The sequence below is a fragment of the Rubrivivax gelatinosus IL144 genome, from assembly GCF_000284255.1.
Lineage (GTDB): Bacteria > Pseudomonadota > Gammaproteobacteria > Burkholderiales > Burkholderiaceae_C > Rubrivivax > Rubrivivax gelatinosus_A.
Map to the genome: position 1 here is coordinate 3304813 of NC_017075.1, position 23549 is coordinate 3328361.

9 protein-coding genes are annotated in these 23549 nt (G+C 72.2%); 2 read left to right on the forward strand and 7 right to left on the reverse strand.

Annotation, left to right across the window (positions count from 1 at the left end; genetic code table 11):
• Position 1: 1 nt before the first annotated feature.
• Positions 2-4795: a type I polyketide synthase gene (locus RGE_RS15145; protein WP_014429312.1), complete on the reverse strand. Its 4794-nt coding sequence runs from the start codon at positions 4793-4795 to the stop codon at positions 2-4.
• A complete protein-coding gene (locus RGE_RS15150) occupies positions 4792-13011 on the reverse strand; it encodes a type I polyketide synthase (RefSeq protein WP_014429313.1) in 8220 nt (2739 codons plus the stop codon). The genes RGE_RS15145 and RGE_RS15150 overlap by 4 nt, the downstream gene beginning before the upstream one ends.
• A 544-nt stretch (positions 13012-13555) precedes the next feature.
• Between RGE_RS15150 and RGE_RS15155 the strand changes: the two genes are divergently transcribed.
• Positions 13556-14779 carry a hypothetical protein gene (locus RGE_RS15155; protein ID WP_148280202.1) on the forward strand — a complete coding sequence of 408 codons (1224 nt, stop codon included), beginning with the start codon at positions 13556-13558 and terminating at the stop codon, positions 14777-14779.
• 16 nt (positions 14780-14795) lie between these two features.
• Here the strand turns inward: RGE_RS15155 and RGE_RS15160 are convergent, their stop codons facing one another.
• The gene (locus tag RGE_RS15160; RefSeq protein WP_014429316.1) at positions 14796-15989 is read right to left on the reverse strand and encodes a hypothetical protein; all 1194 of its coding nucleotides are present in this window, start codon (positions 15987-15989) and stop codon (positions 14796-14798) included.
• Between the two features lie 236 nt (positions 15990-16225).
• Here RGE_RS15160 and RGE_RS15165 point away from each other — a divergent pair, with 236 nt between their 5' ends.
• A complete protein-coding gene (locus tag RGE_RS15165) occupies positions 16226-17503 on the forward strand; it encodes a TolB-like translocation protein (RefSeq protein ID WP_014429317.1) in 1278 nt (425 codons plus the stop codon).
• 7 nt (positions 17504-17510) lie between these two features.
• Here RGE_RS15165 and RGE_RS24930 read toward each other — a convergent pair whose 3' ends face one another.
• From RGE_RS24930 to RGE_RS15185, 4 genes are all read right to left on the reverse strand, one after another.
• On the reverse strand, positions 17511-19052 hold the full coding sequence (locus RGE_RS24930) for a methyl-accepting chemotaxis protein (protein WP_014429318.1): 1542 nt from the start codon (positions 19050-19052) through the stop codon (positions 17511-17513).
• Positions 19053-19164: 112 nt separating this feature from the next.
• On the reverse strand, positions 19165-21651 hold the full coding sequence (locus tag RGE_RS15175; RefSeq protein ID WP_014429319.1) for an HlyD family secretion protein: 2487 nt from the start codon (positions 21649-21651) through the stop codon (positions 19165-19167).
• Positions 21648-23120 (reverse strand): efflux transporter outer membrane subunit, encoded by a 1473-nt coding sequence (locus RGE_RS15180; protein ID WP_014429320.1) that lies wholly within the window; start codon positions 23118-23120, stop codon positions 21648-21650. Before RGE_RS15180 ends, RGE_RS15175 begins: the two co-directional genes overlap by 4 nt.
• A gap of 13 nt (positions 23121-23133) precedes the next feature.
• Entirely contained in the window at positions 23134-23547 is a 414-nt protein-coding gene (locus tag RGE_RS15185; RefSeq protein WP_014429321.1) for a hypothetical protein, read from the reverse strand.
• Positions 23548-23549: the final 2 nt, after the last annotated feature.

Below are 23549 nucleotides of genomic sequence, written 5' to 3' on the forward strand. Positions count from 1 at the left end.
CTTATCCTGATACCTTTTCTTGATATTCGGCGAGAGCGATCACCGAATCCCCAACACGTCCAAGCAAAACCGGGACCATGATATCACCGGCCTTGACCCAAGCCCGGTCCGCGCCCCCCGATTCGAATGCCACGGCGAACGCCTCGGGCGCCCCTTGCAGGCCGCTTCCGAGAAATTTTGCCGCCGCCTCCTTGGCGCACCAGACGCGCAGCAGCGCATCGTCGCGCGCGGCGGCCGGCTGAGCCGCCAGCCAGGCGCGCTCGGCCGGCGTGAACGCGGCTGCGAGCAGCTCGGGGCGCTGCACGCGGCCGATCTCCTCGGCGTCGACGCCGACCGGCGCACCATCGTCGCGCAGCGCTGCGACATTCCAGCGCGCACCGTGCGTCAGCGACACCGCGGGCGCCGGCGCCAGGCTCTGCGTCCACCAGCCGTCGACATAAGGCGCGCCGCGTTCGTCATGGCCGATGACGACGTCCGACGGATAGACGAGCTGGCCGGTGCTTTCGTGCAGCCAGTGGCGCACCAGCTCCTTCAGCGCCAGACGGCCGTGCAGCCACTGGCGCCGCTGGCGAAGGTTGTCGGGCAGCGCGCGCCAGGCCTCGCGTTCCTCCCAGGCCAGCGTGGCGTGCGCCAGCATGCGCAGGAAGATCGCGTTCGACTGGGCGCAGAAGGCCTCGGGCAGGCTTTCCAGCTGCCACAGCCGCGCGTCGCCCAGCGGCGCCAGCGGCGCGCCGAGCCAGCCGCCCAGCGGGTCGCGGCGCACTTGGTAGAAGCGGTGCGGCACGTGGAAGAAGACGTTGACCAGGCCATCGACCCGCACCAGCGGCCGGCCGTCGGCGCCGCAGGCCTCGAACTGCCAGCGCCGCGCGGCGGCGATGTCGGCCGCCTGCGCCGGGTCCAGCGCCTGCTGGCGGCCGCGCAGCACGAGGCCGGCCTCGGCCGCCGGCTGCGGCGCCAGAAGCTCGATGCGCTCGATCGTCGACGGGAAGCAGTTGAAGTCGGTGCCGACGTGCTCGGCCACCCAGCAGGCGGCGAGCTGGCCCATCGCGTCCATCAGCACCGGGTTCAGCACCATCGAGGGCGTGCTCTCGCCGTCGAAGAAGCCGGCCAGGCTGCAGTCGCTCAGTTCGCAGTCGATGCCGCTCTCGTCCCAGCCGCGCACGTGCGCCAGGCTCTGGAAGATCGGCCCGTGGAACATGCCGACGTCGTAGATCGCCTGGCCGTCCCAGCGTGCGGCGCGCGGCGCGGCCAGCGCCGGCAGCGGCGCCAGGCGCGCGGTATCGGCGAGCCGGAACAGCGCCGTCACCGCCGGCGCGCCGGCCTGCGACAGCGTCGCGCGCCAGAGCCCGGCCTCGCCGGCCACCGGCTCGGCGACGACGTCCAGCGTCAGCGCCTCGTCGTCGAGCGCGATCCAGTCGAAGGCGCGCACCTGCTCGATGCTGGCGAAGTCGGCCGTGCCGGCCAGCGCCGCGGCGGCCTCGGCGAGGATCTCCAGGCTGGCCATCAGCGGCACGCAGGCCAGGCCGAAGAGCTCGGGGTCGGTGTCCGAACCGCGGCCGGACAGCACGTGGTCGCGCAGGAAGGCGTCGCGGTGCACCGCGAGGTGGCAGCGCGCGACCAGGCGCTCGGGCGAAGCCTCGACCAGTTCGTCGAGGAACGGCGCCCAGGCCAGCGGATCCTCGGCTTGCGGCGCCGGCTCGCCGGCTCCGGGCTGCCAGGCTTCGAGCAGCGACTGCTGCTGCGCCAGGAAGGCGCGCATCGTCGCGAAGTAGTCGGCCATCACCGCGGCGCGCGCGGCGGCGTCGCCGTCGGCGAGCGCTTCGGCCTCCGCCGGCTCCGGCATCGCGGGGCCCGCGGCCGGCGACGCCACCGGGACCTTCACCTCGACCACCGGCGCGCCGGCGGCACCGATGCGCTGCAGCAGCGCGCGGTCGGCGTCGCTCAGGCGCAGCACCGGCATCGTGTTGTCGAGCATCGGCCGCTCGCGCTGCACCGGCGCCGGTGCCGTCAGGTCGACGACGGCGACGCGGCGGCGCGCGTACAGCGCCTGCAGCGACATCGGCCGGCCGTGCACCCAGAGCTGGGCCAGCGTCGCCAGCAGCTGCTCCAGGCCGTGCTTGCGGCGCTGGTTGGAGGCCAGCGCCAGGTGCGGCTGGTCGGCCAGGATGTCGTCGACGAAAGCCGTCAGGTTGCCCGAGGGGCCGACCTCGACGAAGGCGCGTACGCCGTCGGCGACCATGGCCTGCACCGTCTCGCGGAAACGCACGGTCTGCGACCACTGCGCCCCGGCCAGCTTGCGCACCGCCGCCGGCGACGCCGGGAACAGCCCGGCCGACGCGCAGGAGTACAGCGGCACCCGCGGCGCGCCCAGCTTGATCGCCTTGTAGTGCTCGGCGAAGGCCGCGCTCATCGCGCCGAAGGACGGCGTGTGATAGCCGCGGTCGAAAGGCAGCGGCATGCAGATCGCGCCGATCGCGGTGAGCCGCGCCTGCACGGTGTCGATCGCCTCGCGCGTGCCGTAGAGCACGAGCTGGTTGGCGCAGTTGTCCATCGCGACGTCGATCGCCAGCCCGGTGGCGGCCACCGTCTCGTGCACCATCGCCGAGGGCAGCGCACCGACGGCCAGCAGCGCGCCGGTCGGGATCTTCCCTTCGGCCAGCACCTGGGCGTAGACGGCGTTCAGGTCGCGGATGAAGTCGGCCAGGCGGGCACGGTCCTCGGTGGGCAGCGCGCCGCTGGCGGCCAGCGCCGACGACTCGCCCGAGCTGTGGCCCAGCATCACGTCGGGCTCGACGCCCAGCGCACGCAGCAGCGAGTACATCGCCTGGCCGCCGATCATCACCGCCTCGCTGCCGACGTCCATGTCGTGCAGCCGCGCCTCGAGCTGCTTGCGGCGCTCGGGCGTCAGTTCGGTGGCTGGCGGGTAGACGATGTCGGTGCGCGTGTCGCCCGGCACGTCGTCGTACAGGCCGCGCCAGAGGTCCAGCCAGTCGCGCACCTCGTCGAAGCACTGCGCCAGGTCGGCGAACATGCCCAGGTACTGCGAGCCTTCGCCGGGGAACAGGAAGGCCAGCTTGCCGTCCAGCGGGCGCGGCGAAAAGAAGACGCCGCCGCGTGTCGCGAAAGCCTTGTCGCCGGCGCCGCGCAGCTTGGGCAGCGCCTGCGCCAGGCCCTTGGCCAGCGCCTCGCGGCTCTTGGCGACGATCGCCAGGCGGGCCTCGCCGCCGCGGTCGGCGGCGGCCAGCGCGGCGGCGATCTCGGCCAGCGTCCAGCGCGGTTCACGCGCCAGCGCCGCGGCCAGCGTCTCGACGGCGGCGGCCAGCGCCGTGGCGTCGGGCGCCGACAGCACGCACAGCTCGAACGGCCAGCGCGCCAGCAGCGGCGGGCGCGCGGCGGCGGCCGGCGCCTGCTCGACGATGGCGTGGGTGTTGATGCCGCCGAAGCCGAAGCTGTCGACGCCGGCGCGACGCGGCTGGCCCAGCGGCGCGATCCAGGGCATGGCCTCGGTGTTGACGAACAGCGGCGTGCGTTCGAGGCCGAGCTCGGGGTTGACCTGCTCGCACAGCGTCGGCGGCAGCACGCGGTGGTGCAGCGCCAGCGCGGTCTTGATCAGCCCGGCGACGCCGGCGGCCGGGATGCAGTGGCTGATCATCGACTTGACCGAGCCGATCGCGATGCTGCCGCCGGCGCCGCGGCGCGGGCCGAAGACGTTGGCGAGCGCCGCGATCTCGGTCTTGTCGCCCAGCGGGATGCCGGTGCCGTGGGCCTCGATCAGGCCGACGGTCGCCGGGTCGACGCCGCTGTGTTCGTAGGCGCGGCGGATCGACAGCGTCTCGCCGTCGACGCTGGGCGCCAGGAGCCCGGTGCCGCGGCCGTCGCTGGCCTGGCCGATGCCGCGCAGCACGGCGTAGATGCGGTCGCCGTCGGCCAGCGCGTCGGACAGGCGCTTGAGCACGACCATGCCCAGGCCTTCGCCGAGCAGCGTGCCGTCGCTGCCGGCCTCGAAGGGGCGCACGCGGCCGCGCGCGCTCAGCGCGCCGAGCTGGGTGAAGATCGTCGAGACGTCCGCGGGCAGCGAGGCGTTGACGCCGCCGGCGATCATCATGCGGCTGCGGCCGGCGCGCAGTTCGTCGACCGCGGCGCTCACCGCCAGCAGCGACGACGAGCAGGCGGCGTCGACGAGGTAGTTCGGGCCCTTCAGGTTCAGCCGGTTGGCGATGCGCCCGGTCATCACGTTGGGCACCAGGCCCGGCGCGGTGTCGGCGCAGTGCGGCGGCAGCTTGGCCAGCAGCGCGCGGCGCAGTTCGGCCTCGGCGGCGGCGTCCAGCCCGGGCAGCGCGGCCTTCAGCAGCTCCATCGTCTGGTCGAGCACGATGTTGTGCTGGATGACGGTGACCTGGCCGCGGTGCAGATAGGTGCTGTGGCCGAGGATGATGCCGGTGTCGCGGTGCTCGGCGTCGTTGCCGAGGTAGCCGGCGTCGGCGAGTGCGTCGCGCGCCACGCGCAGCGCGAGGTACTGGTCGGGTTCACCGCCGTCCATCGAGTTCGGCATGATCCCGAACTCGCGCGGGTCGAAGCGGTACAGGTCCTTCAGCCAGCCGCCGCGCGGCGTCTTGATGCGGCCGTCGGCCAGGTAGCGCTCGGCGTCCCAGTTCTCGACCGGGTCCCCGACCGCGTCGACGCCGTCGAGGATGTTGTTCCAGAAGGCCTGCAGGTCCGGCGCGTCCGGGAAGATGCAGGCCATGCCGATCAGCGCGATCGGCTCGGGCGCGGTGTTGGGCGGGTTGCGGCTCATGCGTCGATCGCCGTGCGTGCGGTGCCGCCCAGGCGGTTCAGCGCGGCGCTGGCGATGCTCTCCAGTTCCTCGATCAGCATCACCGGCTCGCCACGTTCGTCGCTGAACACCACGTTGGCGCGGATCAGCGTCGGGTCGTCGCTCGGGATGCGCTCGTACTCCATGCGCAGCCGCTCGGGGAAACGTTCGGCGTAGCGCACGACGCGGCCGAACTTCGCCGGCAGCGCCGATTCGTCGCGGAAGGCGCGTGCCCACAGCCAGGCCATCTGCGCCGCGGCGTCCAGCAGCGCCGGGTCGAAGACCCAGCCCGCCGCGTCGGCCGGCACGCCGCGCAGCCAGGCCGACGGATGCGTGGAGCGCACCGCCGTGCCCGCGCCCTGCTGCGACAGGCCGTCGAAACCTTCGATGACCTGGAAGCGCGGGCCGTGGAACAGCCACTCGCCGTAGGCGCGTTCGACGGTCAGGCTCTTCTCGCGGTGCGGGCGCGGCACGACACGTTCACCGGCCGGCAGCTGCTGCTCCAGCCGCACCACGCCCTTGTAGTGGGTGATGAAGCGGCCGGCGGCCAGCTCGCTCTGCAGCGCGGCGACGACCTCGAAGCCCTCGCTGCTGCCGTAGGGCGGCGGGCTGACCAGCACACGCAGCGCACGCGCCGGCTCCTTCAGCTCGACGCCCTTCATCAGCCGGAACTCGCGCATCTCGACGACCTTCCAGCCCGGCCACAGCGTGGCGGCGGCCTCGGCGGTGATCTCCAGCGCGGCGGCCGCCGGCAGCACCGGCGTCGCGTCGATCACGTGTTCCTGCAGATAGAGGTGGCGCGCCACGTCCAGGCGCAGCGCGACGACCTGCTCGCCGCGGCCGGCGTCGAGCACGCGCGCGGCGCCCAGCAGCGCGCCGAGCTCGGGGCCCTCGGGCGCCCGTTTGCGCCAGGCGCCGATCTCGGCTTCGTGGCGCTCCCAGGGGCCGGCGCCGCAGACCACCTCGACCGGGCCGCCGGCCGGGCGCGAGATCTCGTCGGCGAAGAGCTTGCGCCCCACGGCCGCGCTGACCAGCGTCACGCCCTTGGCGGCGAACTTGGCCTCGGTCTCGGCGGTCACCATGCCGGCGCCGAACTTGGTCGGCCCCCACGGGCCCCAGCACAGCGCGCTGACGGCGACACGGCCGTCCCAGCGCCCGCGCAGGTGCTCGCAGATGCGGTTCATCAGCTCGTTGGCGGTGGCGTAGTCGCCCTGCCCGCTGTTGCCGTAGCGCCCGGCGACCGAGCTGAAGACGGTGAGGAACTTCAGGCTCTCCGGGCGCAGCCACTTCTGCAGCAGCAGCAGGCCGACGACCTTGGTGTCGACGACCCGGCGCCAGCTCGCCGTGCTCTTTTCGGCGATCAGCTTGTCCTCGATGACGCCGGCACCGTGCACGACGCCGTCCAGGCGGCCGTGGCGGGCGTAGACGCCGTCGAGCAGCGCCCGCATCGAGCCCTCGTCGGTGACGTCCACCGCGTGGTACTCGACGGCGGCGCCGCTGGCGCGGAAGTCGGCAATGTTGGCGCGCATCTCGCGCAGGCCCAGCAGGGCCTGCACGTGGCGGTTGATCTCGCCCGGCTTCATCGCCAGCGCACCGCGGCGCACCTCGGCGATGAAGTGGGCACGCAGCGCCGCGGCGTCGGCCAGCGCCGCCAGCTCGGCGGGCTCGGCCTCGGGCAGCGTGCTGCGGCCGGTCAGCACCAGCGTGTTGCCGGGCCGCGCCAGCTCGCGCAGCAGCTCGGCGGTGATGCCGCGCGCGCCGCCGGTGGCGAGCACGACGACGCTGTGCAGGGCGACACGCGGCGCGTCGGCCGGCAGTTCGGCGACGACGCTGCGGAACACGGTGCGCTGGCCGCCGGGGTAGCCGACCTCCTGGCGGCCGCCGTCGAGCTCCAGCTCGTCGAACAGCGCCTGGGCATGGGCCAGCGCGGGTTGCGTGGGGTCGAGGTCGACGGCCTTGACGCGCAAGCTGGGCCGCTCCTCGCGCAGCGACTTCAAGAGGCCCGGCGCGCCGCCGGCCAGCGGCAGCGCCTCGGGTGCGCGGCCGCGGCCGTACAGGCCGCCCAGCGCGCTGGCGGCCAGCACATGGGCCTCGGGCACGAAGGCGGCGCTCAGTTCACGCAGCAGCACGAACAGCGCCTGGTCGCCGGCGGCCAGCGCCGCGCGCCATTCGTCGGGGCCGGCGTCGGCGCCGGGCAGCGGCGCGTCGACCGGGCTCAGGAAGACCAGGCCGGCGACGGGCGCGACGCGGTGCGTGGCGCACCAGGCGACGAGCGCCGCCTCGTCGGCGAGCAGCGCCGGATCCAGGCGCTCGACCGTGGCGCCACGTTCGGCCAGGCGCGTGGCCAGGCCGTCGGCGAGCGTGCCGCGGTCGGGCACGATCAGATAGCGCCCGGCGGCGAGACGGCGCGCGGCCGTCGCGGGCAGGGCTTCGGGTGTCGGTTCGATCAGATGCCGAGACGGGGCATGGTCGGCGACGACGGCGCCGGCCACCGGGGTGCCCGCCTCGGCACGATCAAAAGGGACGGCCGCCCCTTCCTTGGCCGAGCCGATCAGGTCCAGCATGCCGTTGAGCGTCGGCTGGGTGTTCAGCTTGCTGCGGCTGTCGACCAGCGCGGCGCGCCAGGCCTCGGGCAGCGCCTGCAGCATCGCGCCGACGACCTCGATGCGCTTGATGCTGTCGATGCCGAGGTCGGACTCGAGGTTCTGGTCGAGGCCGACCATGTCCTTCGGATAGCCGGTCTTCTCCTCGACGATGGCGAGCAGCATCTCGGCGAGCTTGTCGCGCGACAGCGCGGCGGCCGGAGCCGCGGCCGCCACCGGCGCGGCAGCGACCGGCGCAGGCTGCACCGGGGCCGGAGCGACCACCGGCGCGGCCGGGGCCACCGGCGGCACCGGAGCCGCGGCGACGACCGGGGCGGGCGGCACGACCGGCGCCACCGGCGCGGCAGGCACCGCGTCGGCGACACGCGGCAGCACCATCGTCGGCACCGGGCGGGCGCGCAGCGCACGCGCCGGCGCCGCCGGCTGCTGGCCGAGGAAGGCGGCCATCACGCGCTCCTGCGACTCCAGGAACTGGCGCATCGTCTCGAAGTACTCGGCCAGCACGGCGGCGTCGGCCGTGGCAGGCAGTGGTCGTCGTTCATCCATCGTTCGGACCCTCCGGGAAAACTGGGACGTGATCGGGGTGGCGGTGCGCGCCGGGGCGGCCGCGGGCAGCGTGGGCGCGACCGGGGCCGGGGCCGGGGCCGAGGCGACCGGGGCCGCAGGCGCGGCCGCCGGCACGGCAGGCGGCGCGGCCAGCGCGGCCTGGGCCTGCTCCAGCGTCACGCCGACCGGCTTGACCGGGTCGGCGAGGCGGCGCACGCCGGCGCCGTTGATGACCCAGGCGGTGCGCGCCGGCGTCTCGCGGCGGTCCAGCGAGGCCAGGCGCGCCGGGTCGCCGACGCGGCAGTCGCGGCCGGCGAACAGCGGCTCGACGTCCAGCGCCACGCCGGCCACCAGCAGCTGGCCGATGCCGGCCAGCACGCCGGCCAGGCCGCTGCCGTCGTCGAGCGCCACGGCGACGTGCGGCTGATCCTGCAGGATGCGGCCGACCAGGCGCGACAGCACCGCCTTCGGGCCGACCTCGACGAACAGGCGCGCGCCGTCGTCGTGCATCTGGCGCACCTGGGCGACGAACTCGACCGGCTTGACCAGGTGCTCGGCCATCAGCTGGCGGCTGCGCGCCGGCTCGGCCGGGTGCGGCCGCGCGGTGGCGTTGGCGTAGACGGGAATCGCCGTCGGCTGCCAGGGCGTGGCGTCGATCAGCGCCGCCAGCGGGCCTTGCGCCGGCTTGACCAGCACCGAGTGGAAGGCCGCGGCCACCGGGATGGCTTGCGCCTCGATGCCGGCCGCGGCGCACTTGGCGACGGCCGCCTCGACGCCGGCACGCGTGCCCGAGACGATGCTCTGCAGCGGTGCGTTGTGGTTGGCGACGATGACGTCGGGCAGGTCGGCGATCAGCTGCTCGACGACGGCACGCTCGGCGGGCACCGCGGCCATCGTGCCGAGTTCGGCACCGGCGTCCTTGGCAGCGTCGACGATGAAGCGGCCGCGTGCGGCCGACAGCGCCATCAGCGCGCCGAAGTCGATGGCGCCGGCGGCGTGCTGGGCGACGAACTCGCCGTAGCTGTGGCCGGCGGCCATGTCGGCCTGGAAGCCCAGCGACTGCAGCAAACGCCACAGGCCCACCTCCAGCGCGCCGAGCGCCGGCTGGGCGACGTCGGTGCTGGTCAGCGCGCGGCGCGCGCCCTCCTTGGCGGCGTCGTCGTAGGCGGCGCGCGGGAACAGGAACTCGCCCAGCGTCTTGCCGAAACGCTCGGTGAACGGCGAGCGCAGCGCGGTCTCGGCCTCGGCCAGCGCGTCGGCCACCGGCGGCAGGTACAGCGCCGCCTCGCGGCCCATGCCGGTGTACTGCGAGCCCTGGCCCGGGAACAGCACCGCGAGCTTGCCGCCGATCGGCGCGCCGGCACGGTGGAACACCCCCGGCGGCGCGGCCTTGGCCTCGCCACGCAGGAAGGCCGCCGCCGCGGCGAGCTTGGTCGCCAGTTCCTCGGGGCTGCGCGCGACCAGCGCCAGACGCTCGGCGGCGCCGGCCTGCCAGGTGCGCGCCAGGCTGGCGGCCAGGTCGCGCAGTTCCACCGGCGTCGCCGCCAGTTCGGCGTGCAGCGCGGTCAGGCGCGCGACCAGCGCCTCGCGGCTGTCGGCCGCGAACAGCAGCAGCTCGGCCGGCCAGCGCTGCGCCGTCGCGCTGCGCAGCCAGGGGCGGTACTCGCGCTGGTACTCCTCCATCACGACGTGGAAGTTGGTGCCGCCGAAGCCGAAGGCGCTGCAGGCGGCACGCCGCGGCTGCTCGGCCGGCAGCCAGGGCAGCGCGTCGGCGATGACGTGCAGCGGCGCGTCGGGGCGCTTCAGGGTCGGGTTGGGGTTCGTCACGCCCAGGTGCGGCGGCAGCACCTTGTGGTGCAGCGCCAGCGCGGCCTTGACCAGGCCGGCGACGCCGGCGGTGGCCTTGGTGTGGCCGATCATCGTCTTCACCGAGCCGACGACGGCGCCGTGGGCGCGTGCGCCCTCTTCCAGCATCAGCCGCGTCGTGCTCTCGAGCTCGGCGGTGTCGCCAGCGACGGTGCCGGTGCCGTGGGCCTCGAACAGGCCGACGGTCGACGGGCCGAAGCCGGCCATCTGGTAGGCGCGGCGCATCGCGCGCAGCTGGCCGGCCGGCAGCGGCGCGGTCAGGCCCTTGGCGTTGCCGTCGCTGGAACCGCCGACACCCTTGATGACGGCGTAGATGCGGTCGCCGTCGCGCTCGGCGTCGGCCAGGCGCTTCAAGGCCACCATCGCGATGCCTTCGCTGATGACGATGCCGTCGCCCGAGGCGTCGAAGGTGTTGCAGCGGCCGCGCGGCGACAGCGCCTGCGTCTTGCTGAAGCACAGGTAGCCGAACGGGCCCTGCACGGTGTCGACGCCGCCGGCGATGACGATGTCGCTGCGCCCGGCGGCCAGCTCGGTGACGCCCTGGTAGACCGCGGCCAGCGACGAGGCGCAGGCGGCGTCGGTCGTGAAGTTGACGCCGCCGAAGTTCAGCCGGTTGGCGATGCGCCCGGCGATGACGTTCAGCAGGATGCCGGCGAAGGAATCCTCGGTCCACTCGGGCAGGCGTTCGGCGACCTCGGCCGGCAGCTGGCCCGAGAAGCGCGGCAGCTCCGAACGCAGCCCGTACTGCGAGCCGACGTCGCCGGTGCCGCCGCTGGCGCCAACGATCACCGAGGCGCGTTCGCGGTCGAAGGGCTTGCGGTCGTAGCCGGCGTCGGCGAGCGTGCGGCGCGCGACTTCCAGCGCCATCAGCTGCATCGGGTCGACGGCCTCGATCGACTTCGGCGGCATGCCGTAGCGTGTCGGGTCGAAGACCAGGTCGTCGATGAAGCCGCCCCACTTCGAATAGATCTTGTCCGGCGCGTGGCGGTCGCTGTCGTAGTACAGGCGCCAGTCCCAGCGGTGCGGCGGGATCTCGGTGATCGCGTCGACCTTGGCGAGGATGTTGTCCCAGTAGGCGGCCAGCGAATCGGCCTTGGGCAGCAGCGTGGCCAGGCCGACGATGGCGATGTCGACCGGGCCGGTGGCGGCCACCGGCGCGGCCTGGCGGGCGTCGGCCGCGGCGGCGAGCAGCGCGGCGGCGCCGGCCGTCACTTCCTTGTGCAGCGAGGCGACGGTCGTGACGCCGTCGCGCAGCGTCGCCACCTGGCCGAGCATGTACATGCCCTCGGCGTGCTGCTGCTGCTCGTCCAGCGTCGTCAGCCGGCCTTCCTCGCCGATGCGCGTCGTGCCCTTGGAGGCGATGCGCAGTCGGCCCATGATCAGGTCGTCGAGCACACGCCGGCTCTCTTCGCCGGCCACCTTCTGCTCGCGCAGCTCGGCGCGCTTTTTGAAGAACTCCTGCGCGAACGGCGTGTAGCCGCAGCGGCTGGCGTGGCCCGGGCCGGACTCGAGGCTGACGGTGTGGCGGCAGGCGATGACTTCCTGCTGGAACTTGGCCACCACCGCGCCCGAGGCGACGATCTCCTCGGTGAACAGGTAGGCGCTGCCCATCAGCACGCCGACCTTGACGCCGCGCGCGACCAGCGGCGCGGCCAGCACCTGCACAAAAGCCGACGAGGCGGCGTCGTGGATGCCGCCGGCGAACAGCAGCTGCAGCTCGGCCGGCGCGACGCGGCGCGCGTCGATCTCGTCGGCGATTCGGTCGACCATCGTCGACCAGAGCACGAAGCTGGACAGCGGGCCGATGTGGCCGCCGCACTCGCGGCCCTCGAAGATGAAACGCCGCGCGCCTTCCTGGACGAACAGCGGGATCAGGTTGGCCGAGGGCACGTGCAGAAAGGTCGGCACGCCCGAGGCTTCGAGCTTGACGGCCTGGTCGGGCCGGCCGCCGGCGATCAGCGCGTAGGCCGGCTTGTACTGCGTCGCCAGCGCGAGCTGCTCGTCGAGCAGGGCCTGCGGCGCGAAGCCCAGCAGGCCGATGCCCCAGGGCTTGTCGCCCAGCAGCTGCTGGGTGCGCGCGAGCAGCTTGTCCAGCGGCGCGCCCTTCAGCAGCGCGAAGGCGACCATCGGCAGGCCGCCGCCGTCGGCCACGGCCTGGGCGAAGTCGGCGACGTCGGAGACGCGCGTCATCGGCCCCTGCACGATCGGGAAACGCAGCCCCAGCGCCTGCGCCAGCGGCGCGCCTTCGGCGACCGGCGGCTGGGCGGCGACCTGGCCGAGCTGGGTCGCGACCGCGCTGTCGAACGCCTTCAGCACCGCGGCCAGGTGGCCGTAGCGACGGCGCCAGTCGGCGGCGAAGCAGACGTCGTGGCCCACCGGCAGCAGGCCGGCGCGCGGGTCGTCCCAGTTCACGCGCCCGGCGACCTTGTCGCGCAGCGCGGCAAAGCCACAGCCGTCGCCCTCGGTGATCAGCGCCTTGGCCACGGCGTGGCCCGGGCGGCTCAGGATGCGGAAGTACTCGCCGTGCTCGCCGTCGCCGACGGCCACCGTCTCGTTGCCCGACAGGCCGGCGATGACGGCCTGGCCGGCGTCGCCCAGTCGCGCTTCGTCGAGCAGCAGGACTTGCGCGTCGAGCGCGCCGCCGGCCACGCCGAGCGCGGCGCAGCCCGCGGCCACGGCCGGCGTCAGGCCGCCGCGAACGTGCAGCGGCAGCGCCGTGCGGACGCGCCACTTCTGCAAGAGGATGAAGCTGGCGTCCTCGCCGACGAAGCCGCCGGCCTCGTTGCCCTTGAGCAGCAGCGCGTCGACCTCGGCGTCCAGCGCCTCGGCCGGCCAGTCCGGCGTCGTCAGCTCGGCCATCACGCGCAGGCCGGCGGCACGCAGCGCGGCCAGCGTCTCGCGTGCGGCGGGCACCGCGGCGGCGTCGATCAGCAGCCAGGCCAGGCCCGCGGCTCGCGCGGCAACCAGGTGCTCGGCGTCGCCGTCGGCCAGCGCCGGCAGCTTCAGCGCGTGGCCGCCGTCGGTGGCCGCGGCCACGGCGGCCAGCGCCGGGGCCCAGCGCGCCGGGTCGGCTTCGAGCTCGTGGTTGACGACGCCGACGGCGCCGGCTCGGCAGGCGGCGATCGCCAGCGACACGTCGGCGTGTCCGGCCGGGGTGAGGACGAAGGTCTGGAAGAGGCTCATCTCAGGGGCGGGACAAACCAAGGCCGACTGGCCGGGAGGCGCCACGCATCGGGGGATGCGCCAGCGTGGAGGTGTGCACGCGTCGTTCGCGTGAACAAAGGTGAAGAAACGGGAAGCGATCGGGTGCTGCGAACATCGTGAGCGCTGGTAACCCCGGTCCGGCCGGGTCGTGCCCCGAGCTCGTCTTCCCGTGCACCAAATTCGTTCTTAAGTTATCACGAGAACGCGTAAGTACCGGCACTGCATCCGCTCGCGTCACCCACCCGAGGGGGCCGCATTCAAGGCGTGCGCGCACGAGCGCACACGCTGCCGCGACGCCGCCGTCGGCGACGAACGACGACAGTGCATTGCATTGCCATAAACAGCGAAACAGACGTGACACAAACGGTGCGCGTGCAAATCCGGTGCCGATCCGGCGCAAAACGCGCGCCGATCCCGGGAACCGGGGGGAATGGCGCCCATAAAGCGGCCCGGAGAATGCTCGCGCCGCCAGCGCGGCGGGCCGCTCGCGGCTCACGCTCCACGACAGAGCCCGGAGGGAAACATGTCCATCGTCCCCGCGCGGCGAGAGCGCCGCGCCCGTCTTCGATCGACTGCCGTGGCGCTCGCTGCGGCGTGCACGCTGGCCGCGCCGGCCTGGGCCGGCACCCCGGTGCGTGCGGTCGAGACCGACCTCGCCAGCGACAACGAACGCGTCATCTCCTACCGACACCAGCAGCACATGTGGCTGACCGCCGACGGCGCGGTGCACCTGGTGATGAACCGCGGCAGCTACGCGCCCGGCGGCCTGGCGCTCTACAGCAGCCGCAACGGCGGCGTGAACTGGCAGCTCGCCTACGCATTCGCCGCGACCGACGACAAGTCGACGGCCGACACGCTGCCCGACGGCGACGCGGTGCACGTCGTCTATCACACCGCCGCCGGCAACGTGATGCACGAGCTGCTGCATTACGACGCGGCCTCGGGAAGCTGGACGCCGCTCGCCGCGGAAGCAGCCTTCGCCGCCGGCCGCATCTCGGCGCAGAACCCGGCCATCGCGGCCGACGAACGCGGCGGCCTGTGGGTCGGTTTCCTGGCCCGCAACAAGCTGTCCAACCAGGGCAACCTGAGGGTCGTCTACCGCCCGGCCGGTGGCGCCTGGACCGACCCCGGCCTGGTGTTCGGCCCGACCGACAACCGCGCCGTCGAACGCAGCGCTCGCCCGGTGGCGATTCCCGGCGGCATCGGCATGGTGTGGACGGTGCGCGAGGTGACCTACTTCTCGCGCCGCGGCCTGACCGAGGCGGCCAATGCGCCGTGGAGCACCGAGACGGTGTTCGTCGGCAGCGTCGACAGCACCGTGTCCGACCCTTACGCCAGCCACTTCAACGTCGTCACCGACGCGGCCGGCGGCGTGCACCTGATCACCGTCGAGAACTACGACATCCTGCATTTCCGCTGGGACCCGGCGACGCTGGCCTGGTCGGCACCGCAGCAGGTGGACGACTCGCGCAAGGTGGCCTACGCGCAGATGGGGCTGTTCAACGGCCTGCCGGTCGTCGGCTACAGCGTGCAGCGCGGCAAGGGCACGTTCGAGATCGGCGACGCGCCGGGCGTCAACTGGGACCCGACCTACGACCTGGCGATGGTGCCGGCGGTGCCCGGCATCAACTACAACACCGCGCGCATCGAGCTGCCGGCGCGGGCCGCCGGCACGATGCCGGTGCTGCAGCAGTACGACGTCTACGGCGTGCAGCGCCTGATGCTCTACACGGTGCCCTCGCCCTGAGGCGGCGCGGCCGGCGTCAGAGGCCGGGGTCGGCGTTCCACACGCCTTCGGAGCAGCTCGGCTTGCGGCAGGGCTTGTAGCGGCCGCTGTCGCTGACGTCGGGGATCAGCTTGTTGTAGTAGATGCGCGGGCCGGCGTCGGTGATGAAGACCTCGGGGTCGGTGCGCGTGCGCAGCGGCTCGGTCGGCGTGATGCGCTTGAACAGCGGCGCCGTCGCGTCGATGTTGGCGATCCAGATCTCCGAGCGGAACTTGTTCGGCTTCACCGACTGCGCCATGAAGATGTAGGACTTGCCGTTCCAGGTGAAGGGTTCGGGCGAGAAGATCTGGTTGCCCTTGGGCGCCGTCTGGCTGAACACCGGCGTCCAGCTGCCGGCGATCTTGCGGTAGACGCGCAGCTCGGTCTGGTCGACCAGCGTGAAGAAGACCGGCTCGTAGCCGTACTCCGGCGCGCACCACATCCAGACCTCGTACTTGACGCCGGCGTCGAAGGTCAGCTGCTGCGAGCGGTTGCCGTCGAAGTCGCGGTAGAAGACCTGGTCGACGCCGTTGACCGTCACCGGGTAGACGACGGCGTGCGTGCCGGGTATGTCCGGGCGCGCGCAGGCGACGTGGCGCACCGGGTAGTTGGAGTCGGGGAAGTCCTCGATGCGGCGCTCGGTCGACGGATCGCCGAGTTGGGCCCAGTAATGGACCTCGCGGTTGTCGACGTAGCTGATGCGCGCCGCGGTGTCGCCGACGACGTTGCTCCCGTACGGTGCCTTGCGCACCGCATCGGACAGGATGCTACTCGTCCAGCTGCCGTTGGGCCCCGGCACGGCGACGCCGATGCGCGAGTTGCCGTCGGTGTGGCGCCCGGCGTACTTGGTGTGCACGAGGATGTCGCCGGCGGCGGTCTGCACCCATTCAGGGCCGTTCTTGGTCTTCTGCGCGTCCTGGAAGCTCATCGAATCGGGGTCGACGACGACGCCGCGGCCGTCGGCCGGGACGAACTTGCCGGTGGCACGGTCGACGTTGGCGACCCAGAGCTTGCCCAGCGTGTCGTTCCAGGCGATCTGGGCTCGCGACTGGCTGAACTCGTAGTCGATCAGCTCGGCTTCGGCCGAGACCTGGGCCTCGTTCGGCATCCAGCTCTGCGCCGGTGCATTGGCGGACAGGGCGGCCAGCGCGGCAGCGAACGGCAGCGCGCGGGTCAGGACGGATGAAGGCATGGAACCTCGCGTGGTCGGACGATGGCAACGAAACAAGCAATCTCGAGACCGGACGGCTTGTCACGAAACCTTAACGAGCCCCCGATTCGCGGGCAACGCGCCCGTGCGCGAGGGCCCGCGAACACGGGGTGGGTCCGGCCCGCAGCTTTACACGCGAACCCCGCGATCCGAGGGGCACCCTGACGAAATGGGGCCGGAGCTTGCTTGCTAGGATGAATCGAACCGCCGGAGTCGCCATGAACGACCAATACTCTTTCCGCCGCCGGCGCCCGGCGGCCGGCGCGGCCCTGCTGGCCCTGGCCTGCCTGGCGCTGTCGCCCCTCTCGCGGGCCGCGACGACGCTGCCCGAGGTCCAGGTCACGAAGTCGCCGATACCGGACTACGAGTTCGACTCGGCACGCAACGGCAAGTACTGCGCAAGCTGCAACGGCGGCATGGGCAACTCGCTGTTCGCGTTCACCGGCGCCGACGGCAAGCTCTGGGTCGGCACGGTCGACTTCCAGACCGGCGCGTTCTATCCGCCCGACGGCCACGGCGTGCTCGTCGACACCGAGACCGCGCCGGTGGCCGACTTCGGCAACGGCCCGGAATGGATGTCCGGCGCCTCGGGTTCGCGCATCGTCTACACGCGCTACGTCACCGGCTCGACGCACAGCGAGAGCACGGCGCAGATCGGCATGGCGACGATGGTCAACGGTACCTGGACGCCGTCGGTGCTGCAGAACTCCCTCGGCCGCGCGACGCCCGACGGCTCCAAGGACGACAACGACACCAACCCGCGCATCAACTACATCTCGGCCGACAAGAGCGCGCTGTTCTGGCGCCAGATGTCCGCGCCCGGGGTCGAGGTGACGATGCCGATCGCCGACCTCACCGGCGGCAACTCGCGGCGCTGGGTGCCGGGCACGCGCAAGATCATCTTCCAGGGCCACAACCCGTCGGACGCGCGGCTCGTCGATCAGGTCTACACCTACGACACCGACAGCGGTGCCGTCGAGCAGCTGACCTTCGACGCGGTCGGCAAGTACGGCGCGTTCATGTGGAAGGCGCCCGAGTACGGCAACGAGTACGTCTTCTTCACGATGGCGGACTTCCGCCGCAAGATCCTCGTCTACCGCAAGATCGCCGGCACCGACGGCGTCAAACGCTGGACGGTCATCAAGACGATCACGCCGCCGACCAAGCTGCCCTACTTCTGGTCGCCCGAGGTCTTCACGCACAACGGGCGTTCGTACATCTTCACCGTGGTCAGCCCGTCCAACCAGTTCTGGGACAAGAGCTACCCGACGCACCTGGCGATCAGCGGCATCGACCCGCTGAAGCAGAACTTCAAGATGCTGACGAACGACACGACCAAGCCGCGCGTTCGGCTGGACCCGGAGTACTTCATCACCGCCAAGGGGCCGTTCATCTACTACAACCGCCTGGTGCCGGCGACGACCGAGTACCCCGACGGCGTCAACGACGGCGTCTGGTACGTCGACACCGGGCTGGGCGCGCCGCTGTCGAAGTAAGGCGCCCTCAGTCCAGGCGGAAACCGCCGACCAGCGAGGTCAGCCGGCGCGCCTGCTCGCGCAGGCTGGCCGCCGCCGCGGTCGACTGCTCGACCAGCGCCGCGTTCTGCTGCGTCGACTGCTCGATCTGCACGATCGCCGCGTTGACGCCGACGATGCCTTCGCTCTGCTCGGCGGTCGTCGCGCTGATGCCGTCGACGACCTCGCCGACACGCTGCACCGCGGCGACGATCTCGTCCATCGAGCGCCCGGCGTCGCCGACGCTGCGTGTGCCGAGCTCGACCTCGCGCACCGAGTCGTCGATCAGCGCCTTGATCTCGCGCGCCGCCTGGGCGCTGCGCTGGGCCAGCGTGCGCACCTCGCCGGCGACGACCGCGAAGCCGCGGCCCTGCTCGCCGGCACGCGCCGCCTCGACGGCGGCATTGAGCGCCAGGATGTTGGTCTGGAAGGCGATGCCGTCGATCGTGCCGATGATCTCGGCGACCCGCCGGCTGCTGCGGTGGATGGCTTCCATCGAGCGCACCAGGTCGCGCACGACGGTGCCGCCGTCGCCGGCGACCGTGCCCGCCGAACGCGCCAGCTCGTTGGCGCTGCGCGCCGATTCGGCCGTCTGGCGCACCGTGCCGGTGAGCGACTGCATCGTGCTGGACGTCTCCTCCAGGCTGGAGGCCGTGCTCTCGGTGCGCGCGCTCAGATCGGCGTTGCCGGCGGCGACCTCGCTGCTGGCGACCTCGATCGATTCGGCGACCTCGTGCACCTGGCCGACCAGGGCGCGCAGCGACTGCTGCATGCGCACGATCTCGTTGCCGAGCTGCACCGTCTCGACCTCGCCGGGCTGCAGCGCGATGTTCTCGGCCAGGTCGCCGGCCGCGATGCGGCGTGCCGTGGCCTGCAGCGCCGCCAGCGGCCCGGTGATGCCGCGCGACAGCGTCCAGCCCATCACGACGGCGGCGATGCTGGCCAGCAGCGAGACGACGACCGCCGTCCAGCGCAAGGCTTCACTGGCGGCCTGGACGCCGGCGCCGATCTCGCGCTGGCGCTGCTGCTGGTAGGCCAGCACCTGACGCGCCTGCTCGATGTACTCGGCGGTGACCTTCTGGAACGCCGCGCCCTCGGCCGCGACCCTGGCGGCGTCACCGCGCGCGGCCAGCAGCGCCTTGCGCTGGTCGAGGTAGCGCAGCCGCACCTGGCTCATCGCCTCGATGCCGCGGCGCCCTTCGTCGGTCGTCTCCAGCTCGGTGTAGCGCTTGACGATCTCGCTGGTGCGCGCCGTCACCGACTTCATCTTGTCGCCGAAGACCTGCTCCAGCACGTCGTCGGAAGACAGCCCGATCGCCAGCGCGCGCTGCGAGTTGACGGCGATGTTCTGGTACCACTCCTGCGCCAGCGACAGGCGCTCGGCCTGGGCCTCGACCAGCTCGGCGCTGAGGCGCTCGACGCGCCCGATCTGCAGCAGCACCGCCGCCAGCACGACCAGCATCAGCGCGACGATGAATCCGAACGCCAGCGCCATGCGGGCGCCGATGCGCAGCCGAAACAGAAATGACATGCAAAAACGGCGGGGTGTCAGATATGCAAAATGATATCCATGACACCGCCGCCGTCATGCGGAGGATTGCACGAACGGCCGCCACGCAGCGGCCGGCGTGCCGCTCAGGCCGTCAGGGCAGCCACGACCACACCTGGACGTTGACGAAGCGCACCACCGCCTGGCTGAAGGCCTGCCAGACCGGCATCGTGCCGGCGTCGACCTTGGCGTAGCCGGTCATGCCCGACTTCAGCTCGCCATAGTGGTTGTCGACGACGGCGATGACCTTGACGATGCGCCCGGTCGGCTTGACGGTGACGTTGCCGTCGATGCGGTCGACCTTGCCGACGAAGGTGCGGTCGTTGAACGCATTCGGCCGCACGCGCACCGAGGCGCCGACCTTGACGTAGCCGATCTCGCTTTCGGGCACCTCGATCTCGACGGTCATCGAACCGACGGCCTCGACGGTGGCGAAAGGCGCGCCCTTGTCGAGCACGCTGTTCAGCCGGTCCTTCAGGTGCAGCGACAGGATGGTGCCGTCGAAGGGCATGGCCATCACGGTGCGGCCGGCGCGGCCTTCGATCTCGGCGCGCTGCTGGACCAGCGACTGCAGCGTCGCCTCTTCGGCGGCGATGCGGTCCGGCGGCGTGCCGGCCTTGACCAGCGCCAGCGAGGCCTCGCGCGAGGTGACTTCGCGGCGATCGACCTCGGCTTCCTTGCGCGCGCTGTCGAGTTCCTCGAAGGAGATGGTGCGCTCCTTGTACATGCGCTCCAGGCGCGGCACGCGCTCGCCGCTGAACTGGGCGCGCTGGCGCGCGATGTCCAGGTCGCTCTGCGCGACCGCGACCTCTTCCTTGCGCGGCTTGGACTTCAGCTCGGCGACGACAGCCTTCTGCGCCGCGATGCGCGCGTCGAAGGTCTGCAACTGCGCCGTCAGGTCGGTGCTGGCGACACGCGCGATGACCATGCCCTTGGCGACCGACTCGCCGCCGTCGTAGTTGACTTCCTCGACGACGCCGCCGATGTCGGTCGTGATGACCTGGCGCGCCGCCGGGAAGATCTCGAAGTCGCCGCCGGCGTCGTACGGGTACGGCAGGAACAGCAGCAGGATGAAGGTGACGACCAGCGCCCGCTTCATGTAGTACCAGGTGCGGCTCTTGGGCGCCTCGGCCTGCGCGGCGTCGGCGGTTTCCGACGGCAGCGCGCGCTTGCGCCAGCGCTCGAACTGCTGCGAGCGCTCGTAGGCCCGCGTGATCATCTTGAAGCGGTTCGTCGTCCGCATCGCCAGGAAGACGCCGAGCGCGACGACGACGATCAGCGCCGCGCCGCCCAGGCGCATCTCCTTGATCAGGAAGTGGCCGCTGACGTAGACGATCAGCAGCACGACGAGGTAGGCGTAGACGAAGCTGGCGAGCGCGAAGGTCGTCAGCAGCATCTGGCCGCGCTCGGTGCTGGCGCCGCCGCGCACGCGGTCGAGGAAGGCGCGGTAGGCCTTGCCGCGCAGCTGCGGCTCGTCGACGAAGGCGGCCAGCAGGTGGTAGCCGTTGCCCTTGACCAGCGGGTTGCCGCCCTCGACGAGCAGGTTCACCGCGCACAGGAAGGTCAGGCCCAGACCGATGTTGGCCAGGCCCTCGTAGCGGCCGCGCGCGTTGTACCAGAGCAGCACGCCGATGCTGAACAGCAGCACGCGCGTGAGCAGCGGGCCGGCGTGCATCCACATGCGCTCGCGCCGCGACAGCTGCATCGTGTGCCGGATCGGCACCATGAAGCGCGGGAAGAAGCCGAAGCGCAGGCCGATGCCGAAGTCGCCCAGGCTGGCGCGGAACTTCTGCGCCACCAGCGACTGCGTCAGCACGACGGCCAGGTTGATCGTCACCAGGCTGAACAGCGCGTGCACGGCCAGCGTCGTCGCGCTGCGCAGCGAGTTGACGTCGCTCCACAGCGTGTCGAAGTTGCGCAGCGCCAGGATCAGCGCCACCAGCGCGACCAGCGGCAGCAGGTAGATCGCGTACTTGACGGGCTCGAGGATCGGCAGCAGCCGGCTGGCCAGCGGCTGCATCGGGAAGAACTTGAACAGCTGGCGCGTCTGGCGCGGGTCCAGGCTGTCGGCCTCGTTGACGCCGGCCGGCAGCACCGCGTCCTCGGGCAGCTCGTCGGGCGCGCCCGGCGTCGGGCCGGGAGCCGGCGCCGCGGCCGGCGCGGCCCCGGGCTTCGGTCCCTGCGAGGCCATCTTGACCGCCAGTTCCTCGAAGGACTTCGGCTTGACCAGGCCCTGCTCCAGCGCGTAGCCCTGGCGCGTGAACGGCTTGAGCAGCGGGTGCTTGGCGGCTTCCTCGTCGAGCAGCTTCTGGTCGGCCAGTTGCGCGAAGAAGGTCATCACCTCGTGCTCGCTGATCTCGCGGCCGAAGCGGTCGGCGAAGACCGACAGCAGCTTCTCGGCGGTCTCGCAGCCGGGCAGCACCTCGAGCACGAAGAACTGCCACTGCTCGACGTCGTAGGTCTTGTCGGCGAGCTTGTCGCGCAGCACGTAGCTCGTCTTGTCGCCCCGGACGATGCGGAAGGCCTGGAGGCGGCGCGGCAGGTAGGCGGGCAGCGCCACCAGCTTGGTTTGGTCACTCATCGGGAGGTCGCGGTCGTGGGGGCGGTGGAGGCGGTGACGGCCGGCAGCGACCAGCCGCCGCCCAGAGCCTTGTAGAGGGAGACCAGCGCGTCGGCGCGGGCGTAGCGGGTCTGGTTCTGCAGCTGCTCGCCCGAGGCCAGCGAGCGTTCGGCGTCCAGGACCTGGAAGTAGTCGTCGCGGCCCAGCTCGTAGCGGCGCTGGGCCACATCCCGCTGGCGCACGAGCACGGCGACGTTCTCGTCGCGCAGCGCCATCTGCGTCTCGATCTTCTGCCGGCTGACGAGCGCGTCCTGCACCTCGTGCAGCGCGGTCTGCACCGACTTCAGGAACTCGACGGCGGCCTGGCGCTGCTGCGCCTCGGCCTCGCGCACCTGGCCGGTCAGCCGCCCGCTGGTGAAGATCGGGCCGAAGAAGCTCAGGCCGAAGCTGCCGAAGTTGGAGGTCAGCTTGTCCAGCGTGCCCAGCTCGGTGCTGGCGAAGCCCGAGCTGCTGGTCAGCCCGATGGTCGGATAGAACTCGGCCTTGGCGACGCCGATGCGCGCGTTGGCCGAGATCAGGGCCTGCTCGCGCTCGCGCACGTCGGGCCGCTGGGCGAGCAGGTCCGCCGGCAGGCCGCCGGGAACGACCGGCAGCTTCAGCGCCTGCAGCGTGCCGCGCGGCAGCGCCCCGGGGTTGCGCCCGGCGAGCGCGCCCAGCGCGTTCTCCAGCGCCGCGATCTCGGCTTGCTTGGCCGGCACCTCGGCGGCACGCTGCTGCCATTGCGAGCGTGCGTGCAGCACCGGCAGCTCGGAGCTGCCGCCGTTGTCGTAGCGCGATTGCGCCAGCGCCAGCGTGTCGGCCTCGACCTGCACGCTGCGCTCGAGCAGCTCGAGCTCGCGGTCCAGCGACAGCAGGCGCAGATAGCCGGACGCGGCCTTGGCGACCATCGCCATCTCCAGCGCGCGCCGGCCTTCCTGGCCGGCCATCAGGTTGGCCACCGCCGACTCGTCGGCGCGCCGCAGCTTGCCCCAGACGTCCAGCTCCCAGCGGATCGCGCCGGAAATCGTGTAGTTGTTGTCCACCGGCAGCGTGCCGCGGTTCAGCGGCTGCTGGCGGTTCTCGCTCAAGGTGTCGCGCGTGCGCTGGCCTTCGTAGCCCACCTGCGGCATGCCCTCGGAGCGGCTGATCTGCAGATAGGCGTCGAGCTGCTCGACGCGGTGGGCGGCGATGCGGATGTCGGGGTTGTTCGCGAGCACGTCGCGCACCAGCGTGTCGAGCTGCGGGTCGCCGAAGGCCGACCACCAGGCGGTGTCCAGCACCCGGGGCGCCGCGGCCTGCGGCGCCGAAGCGGCGGCGGCGTAGCTCGCCGGCAGCTCGACCTCGGGACGGCGGTAGTCGGGGCCGGTGGTGCAGCCGGACAGCGCGGCGAGCGCCGCGAAGGCGGCAGCTGCGAGCGCGACGGGCGAACGGAGAGGACGGATGACGGGCATGGGGTCGGGATCTCTACTCGCGCTCGCTGCGCTCCAGGACGTCGAGCGCCAGCGCCTCGATCTCGCGCACGCGCAGGAGCCGCGTCTGCAGCTCCAGCAGCATCGCCTCGAACCAGCGCACCTGGTACTCGAGCTGGCGCCGCTCTTCGATGATGTCCTCGATCGGCGCGTTGGCCGGGGGCTGGCCGTGCTCGTCGAAGAGGATCTTGATCGACTCGGCGACCTGGCGGTTGCCGTTGATGTAGTGGACCTGCTTCTCGACGAACTTCTTCGCCTTGCGCGCCTTGAACTCGCGCAGCAGCGCGTCGCGCAGGCCACGCTGCGCCGGCGACAGCCGGCTCAGGTCGGGGTGCGTCGTGACCGGCTTGCCGTCGATCGGGCCGAGCTTGGGGCGCTGGCCCAGCGGGGGAGTGTCGGAGTCGCTCATCG

What these genes read in the sequence shown, in the direction of transcription:
- RGE_RS15145 (WP_014429312.1), bottom strand. Translation starts at nt 4,795, where the DNA reads ATGAGCCGCAACCCGCCCAACACCGCGCCCGAGCCGATCGCGCTGATC.
- RGE_RS15150 (WP_014429313.1), bottom strand. Translation starts at nt 13,011, where the DNA reads ATGAGCCTCTTCCAGACCTTCGTCCTCACCCCGGCCGGACACGCCGAC.
- RGE_RS15155 (WP_148280202.1), top strand. Translation starts at nt 13,556, where the DNA reads ATGTCCATCGTCCCCGCGCGGCGAGAGCGCCGCGCCCGTCTTCGATCG.
- RGE_RS15160 (WP_014429316.1), bottom strand. Translation starts at nt 15,989, where the DNA reads ATGCCTTCATCCGTCCTGACCCGCGCGCTGCCGTTCGCTGCCGCGCTG.
- RGE_RS15165 (WP_014429317.1), top strand. Translation starts at nt 16,226, where the DNA reads ATGAACGACCAATACTCTTTCCGCCGCCGGCGCCCGGCGGCCGGCGCG.
- RGE_RS24930 (WP_014429318.1), bottom strand. Translation starts at nt 19,052, where the DNA reads ATGTCATTTCTGTTTCGGCTGCGCATCGGCGCCCGCATGGCGCTGGCG.
- RGE_RS15175 (WP_014429319.1), bottom strand. Translation starts at nt 21,651, where the DNA reads ATGAGTGACCAAACCAAGCTGGTGGCGCTGCCCGCCTACCTGCCGCGC.
- RGE_RS15180 (WP_014429320.1), bottom strand. Translation starts at nt 23,120, where the DNA reads ATGCCCGTCATCCGTCCTCTCCGTTCGCCCGTCGCGCTCGCAGCTGCC.
- RGE_RS15185 (WP_014429321.1), bottom strand. Translation starts at nt 23,547, where the DNA reads ATGAGCGACTCCGACACTCCCCCGCTGGGCCAGCGCCCCAAGCTCGGC.